This window comes from Microcystis sp. M113S1 (assembly GCF_020246945.1).
In the GTDB taxonomy this organism is placed as follows: domain Bacteria; phylum Cyanobacteriota; class Cyanobacteriia; order Cyanobacteriales; family Microcystaceae; genus Microcystis.
The window spans coordinates 1-5,433 of sequence record NZ_JADBSA010000322.1 but is presented as its reverse complement, the minus strand read 5'-3'; the positions used below and the strand labels follow the sequence as shown (position 1 = coordinate 5,433).

The following is a 5,433-nucleotide window of genomic DNA, read 5'->3' as shown; positions in this document are numbered from 1 at the left end:
CAAAATGGACGGGTCGGAAAGCGTAAGACTTCTGTTAAAGAAGCAGCATCCCGGGTCGCGTCAACCCCATTGACGCGACCATTCTAAAAAGGTGGCGTGGTGAGGAATCGCCGTCCGTTTTACGGCGGCGAGGATGTCAAAGCGGTATTCAGAGTCATGAGGTGCGACGATTTTCTTCCCTGTCCCCCGCTCCCCATTCCTAATTCAAAAGCGATAACTTCTGTCCCTCACCAGATATGATAATATAGATTGATGGTTATAGGTTAATTGATAAAAACTTTTTTTACCATTAAATTGGGCTGTTAGTTGAACCTCTAAGGGAAATTTATCGGTATCTAAGCAAAAAGCTGTGGCTTCTTTTTTTCTATCGTCTCAGCCACGCGGTCAATATCTAGTGCCTTAACAGGAGTTTGGCAAGCATTGCTATAAACCACTTCCCACTCTACTAAGCTCAATCGTGTTAAACTAATGTAGTTTTTTGCCGAGAGAGTTAAGTGAGTTTAAAAATGGATAAAAATGAATGGATTAGTAGATTCGACGATTTAATTTGTAGTCCTTCGATTCGAGAGTTTTATGGTGAAAGAGAGTTTTTTAATGTCGGTTATTGGCTCTCCCATACCCAAGATCAACAGGAAGCATCCTCCACTCTGATGGAGAAACTTTTAGAATTTATTCCCAACAAACAGGGAACAATTCTTGACATTGGCTGTGGTTTAGGAGCAACTACCCATTATCTTCTCAAATATTATCCATTGACAGCAATTGTGGGGATTAACATTTCTCCCACACAAATTGCCAGAAGTCTCTTGAATTTTCCCGAAGGTAAATTTCTGTTAATGGACGCAGTAGAGATGGATTTTGCCGATGATTCTTTTGAGCAAATTATTTGTGTAGAAGCGGCTTTTTATTTTAATACTAGACAGCAATTCCTCCGAGAAGCTTGGCGAGTATTAAAGCCGGGGGGAACCTTAATTCTCTCAGATCTGAGTTTTGCCACAACAGAACTTTTAGGGGATTGGACAGTTCCCCAAGCAAACAGGGTCAAAGATATTGCAGAGTATCAAAATCTTTATCAACAGGCAGGGTTTAAAGATGTTCAATTTGTCGAGGTGACGGAGGAGTGCTGGTTCAGACATTTTCGCCATCTTAAATCTTGGTTAACAGAGGAATTGCAATCAGGAAAATTAGACGAAGAAACCTATAATTTAAACATTAAGGCTCTGGATAATTTGCTAAGTTCCTCGTCCATAACTTATTGGTTAGTTGCTGCCCAAAAGCCAGTCAATATGCTGTAATAGCTGTAAGTTTTTCTGAAATTTTTGGAGACAAAAAAATGTTTGATTCCTTATCGGGTAAAAAAGTCGTTATTATTGGTGCAAGCTCCGGGATTGACCTAGCGATTGCCGAAAAATTGCTCTCCCTGGGGGCAAAAGTGGTGCTTTCCCATGCTTCTCAAGAGAAATTAGCTGCCGCTGTTGCCCTAATTTCCGGGGAGATTGAAGCCAAAACTGTTAATTTTTTAGAAGAAGATTCTGTTAATGCCTTTTTTGCAGAAATTGGCAACTTTGACCATTTAGTAGTAACCTCTCTGGGAGACAGAAATATGCCGCGAGCCTTATTAACTGAAATGACCACAGAAACGGCCCAGGGAGGTATGGATAAATTCTGGGCCACCTTTTTAGCAGTGCGTGGCTCCCTGAAAACTTTGGCCAAGGACGGTTCTATTACCCTGACATCAAGCGTCACTATCTTCAAATATTCCAAAATGGGCGGAATTTCCGTCATAGCCGCCGCTAATAGTGCCGTAGCAGTATTTGGACGCGCCCTCGCCCTAGAACTCGCTCCTGTTCGCGTTAACGTTGTTGCCCCCGGATTAATAGAAGATACAAGTATCTGGAGCAGTCAAAGTGATTCGGAACGCTCCGACCTGAGCAAATGGGCGGTTTCTGCTCTACCTGTCGAACATTTAGGGCAACCCGAAGAAGTCGCCCTAGCAGTATTGAGTTTGATTATCAACCCCTATATGACAGGTGTGGTTTTACCCGTGGACGGTGGAGTTACTCTTTAATCCCTAACGGGATTTCGACCCTCAACCCGGGAACGTGATGCTAAATCCTGTTTAAAAGGTCTAGGGGGGAGTGGGAAGTGGGTTTTTAAAGTTGCATTAAGGGTTCATCATAGTACACAAGTTCTATGGTGTGCGATCGCTCGTTAGCTGCGCTCGATCATTGAAAATCTAACATAGAACTTGTAGATTTTTCTACCCATCCTAGCCGATTTTTTACGTTGTAAACTGCCAGTTTTACCATATTCATGGTCGCAGATATTCTGTAAGGATTTGCTGGCTTTTTAGGGTTAGGATCTATTCTAACGACATTTCCACTCCAAAGATCACTACCAGTTGCCCAGTCTAATCCAGCCAACAATGAAATTTTAGCACTATCAAAACTGTTGTTATTTTCATCATAAATATCGTGCAACAAGTATCCTAATATTTCTAAGCCTACACTACGTCCTAAAATACAACTTGTCTGAAATTGAGTTAACTGATCAACGGTTAATTTATCTGTGCTATTCTCCGCTATTTCTCTAGTTTGAGAACACTCATGAAAAAACTGATTTAAACATTTAGATAAAGCCTCAGATGATTCTTCAACGCTTATCTCTGTTAAATCAGAACTAATGTCGTTATCAAATGCTAAACTTACTAATTTAGCCACATAGTTAAATGTATAAATAAGTTTCTTTTTTAACGAAGTTTGATCTTTGATAGCTTCTGTTTTACCATCAAACATAGACACTTGATAGAGTAAATTTTTAGTAATACCCACCCGTCCTTCAAATTCCCCAAAGGAGAGAAGTAACGATTTATCTAAAGGCCTTGTTTGAGCCATATCTCTAAAATCAGTTTGGCATTGTCTAAAATCCCCTTCCAATACCAAAGTAATAGGAAAATCATTATCACCGATTAGTTCCCCCTCAGAATTCGTAATCAATTCGTGAATAGCGCGTTTACGATGTTGACCATCTGTAATATCTAATTTGATTCCACGTCCGATTATAACCAAGCATAGCCCACGAGCAAGATCGATCAGCTTAATTTTTTCTGGATCAATATTAGCTGTTAGAGTTCCTAAAATCCATGGTTTATCTTGTTTAATCCGCTTAAGGATATATTCTTTAACTTCCTCTGTATGTCCTTGAACCTCTGGGCGATTTTTTCCTGAATCGGGATCGTTACCTGTAGATGGCTTTGCTTGGAGCAAGGTTGGTAAATCATGAGCGGGAACGTTTATTTGAACCATTTTTCGTTTTCCTTGTTGGAAAACTAGCCCAAGATAGCATTTCTCTCTGTAATGCTCAGAAAAGTAGTATTCCAGTACCTGATTCAGTTGTTGAGTCAAATCTGAAGAATGAGGTGCAATATCAGACATAATAGAAAAAAACACCAAAAAACACTCAATAATCATATATTATAGCAGTTATCTTAATGATGAGGCACGAAGTTTTCGTTTTGGGGAATAGGGAACGCCAGAATAGGGAACAAGGAACAGCAGCTGATCGCCCAAGGATGATGCCAAATCCCGTCATACTTCATCTTTAGGCGAAACTCTGTAGTCATCCTTGAGACACTCAGTATCGAGAGAAATACGGACTTTTTATGACAGATACCCTCAAATCAGATAAGTCGCCTATCCGTACTATTGCGGAGTTTGTCGAGGATTTAAATTATTTAACTCAAGAAATACAGGAATTATACTGTGCAGATACTATTCCTTGGGTTGTGGGAGTATCATGGGGAAAAGATAGTACAAGTATATTGCAGTTGATCTGGAATGCGATCGCTGCCTTACCATTAGAGAAGCGACACAAAACCATTCATGTCATCACTACCGATACTTTTGTTGAAAACCCAATTGTTTCTACTTGGGTACGCAGATGTATTAGACAGCTTACAGAAGCGGCAAAACAGCAACAAATGCCTGTTAAATCGCATCTACTGCATCCTGAAGTTGACGCTACTTTCTGGGTTTGTTTGATAGGAAAAGGATATCCTGCTCCAAGGCACGGCTTTCGTTGGTGTACTGATCGCATGAAAATTCAGCCTGTCAATAACTTTATTCGCAATTTAGTCAGAGTTCATTGTGAAACTATTGTTGTGCTAGGAATTAGGAAGGCTGAAAGTCAAGCGCGAGCAATCACCATGAAAAAACATGAAATAGGTAGAGTTCGTGACAGATTAAGCCCCAATGGACGTTTAATCAACTCTTTGATTTATACTCCCATAGAAGATTGGCGTACTGATGAAGTATGGATGTACTTAATGCAGTGGGAAAATCCCTGGGGAGGAGATAACAAAGAATTATTAGCAATGTATCGAGGAGCGACTGCGGATAATGAATGTCCCCTAGTGGTAGATACTTCCACTCCTAGCTGTGGAGATTCGCGCTTTGGTTGTTGGGTGTGTACGTTGGTAAATAAAGATAAATCGATGGAGGCAATGATACAGAATGACGAAGAAAAAGAATGGTTACAACCACTTTTAGAGCTTCGCAACGAATTAGACTTAAAAAACGACAGAGAAAGGCGAGATTTTCGCCGTATTTATGGCAAGGTTGAACTTTTTGGTTCAGACAAGATCGAACCCATACCGGGCCCTTATACTAAACAATGGCGAGAATATTGGCTAAGACGGGTATTAGAGGCTCAGGAGAGCGTGCGTACTAATGCACCGGAGGACATGAAAGATATTACCCTAATTACCACGGAGGAACTCAGCGAAATTCGCCGGATTTGGAGGGAAGAAAAGCACGAATTTGATGACCAATTACCGAAGATTTATAAACAAGTGACTGGAGAAACTTTTCAAGACCCGCGACCGGGAGCGGATAATAATCTTTTGGGGAGTGAAGAATGGGATATACTCGCGGATATCTGTGCCGAGGATTCCATGCACCTAGAATTATTGGCTAAACTGATCGATACGGAACGTCAATATTTTCTCAAAATCTCTCGCAAGGGTATTTACAAAGATCTAGAAAAATGCTTTGAATCTAGTTCTCGTAGTAAAGAGGAAGCGATCGAAAATGCCCGTTATGTCTATGATCTAAAGAATGCCGCTCAAAGTGGCAATATTGCTCAGGTGAAAGAACAACTAAAAGAGAGTTTTAGTGAACCGGAAAAAGACCCGCAAAAACAGTTAACTTGGGCCAGCATGAAATTCCCTACAACCGATGAGGAGGAGGAATAACGGGTTTATCTTGAATGTCGGGGTGAAGACCCTCGCTTTTAGCGACGGGATGAAACCCCGACCAGTATAAAACAGCAAAGCACGACATTTCGACAGGCTCAATGTAAGAGCTTCGGTGTTTACAAAATCTTGACAATCCGATGCTCTACAGGTTAAGATAAAATAAGTTGTTTGAGGTCGAT

The 5,433-nt window shown here is 40.8% G+C and carries 4 protein-coding genes and 1 pseudogene; 3 read left to right on the top strand and 2 right to left on the bottom strand.

The window, feature by feature from the left end:
- Window positions 1-225 precede the first annotated feature (225 nt).
- Window positions 226-434, bottom strand: a pseudogene (locus IM319_RS22605) (MvdC/MvdD family ATP grasp protein); the annotation flags it as partial.
- 72 nt (window positions 435-506) lie between these two features.
- Here IM319_RS22605 and IM319_RS16230 point away from each other — a divergent pair.
- Both IM319_RS16230 and IM319_RS16225 read left to right on the top strand, forming a co-directional pair.
- A complete protein-coding gene (locus IM319_RS16230) occupies window positions 507-1,295 on the top strand; it encodes a class I SAM-dependent methyltransferase (RefSeq protein ID WP_287736275.1) in 789 nt (262 codons plus the stop codon).
- A 38-nt stretch (window positions 1,296-1,333) separates the two neighbouring features.
- On the top strand, window positions 1,334-2,068 hold the full coding sequence (locus IM319_RS16225) for an SDR family oxidoreductase (protein ID WP_287077730.1): 735 nt from the start codon (window positions 1,334-1,336) through the stop codon (window positions 2,066-2,068).
- Window positions 2,069-2,225: 157 nt separating this feature from the next.
- On the opposite strand, the gene IM319_RS16220 is transcribed toward IM319_RS16225, so the two are convergent.
- Window positions 2,226-3,470, bottom strand: coding sequence for a DNA sulfur modification protein DndB (locus IM319_RS16220; RefSeq protein ID WP_287736273.1), 1,245 nt, complete (start codon window positions 3,468-3,470; stop codon window positions 2,226-2,228).
- A gap of 191 nt (window positions 3,471-3,661) precedes the next feature.
- Here IM319_RS16220 and dndC point away from each other — a divergent pair, with 191 nt between their 5' ends.
- Entirely contained in the window at window positions 3,662-5,251 is a 1,590-nt protein-coding gene (gene dndC, locus IM319_RS16215) for a DNA phosphorothioation system sulfurtransferase DndC (protein ID WP_286827208.1), read from the top strand.
- Window positions 5,252-5,433: the final 182 nt, after the last annotated feature.

What these genes read in the sequence shown, in the direction of transcription:
- IM319_RS16225 (WP_287077730.1), top strand. Translation starts at nt 1,334, where the DNA reads ATGTTTGATTCCTTATCGGGTAAAAAAGTCGTTATTATTGGTGCAAGC.
- dndC (WP_286827208.1), top strand. Translation starts at nt 3,662, where the DNA reads ATGACAGATACCCTCAAATCAGATAAGTCGCCTATCCGTACTATTGCG.
- IM319_RS16220 (WP_287736273.1), bottom strand. Translation starts at nt 3,470, where the DNA reads ATGATTATTGAGTGTTTTTTGGTGTTTTTTTCTATTATGTCTGATATT.
- IM319_RS16230 (WP_287736275.1), top strand. Translation starts at nt 507, where the DNA reads ATGGATAAAAATGAATGGATTAGTAGATTCGACGATTTAATTTGTAGT.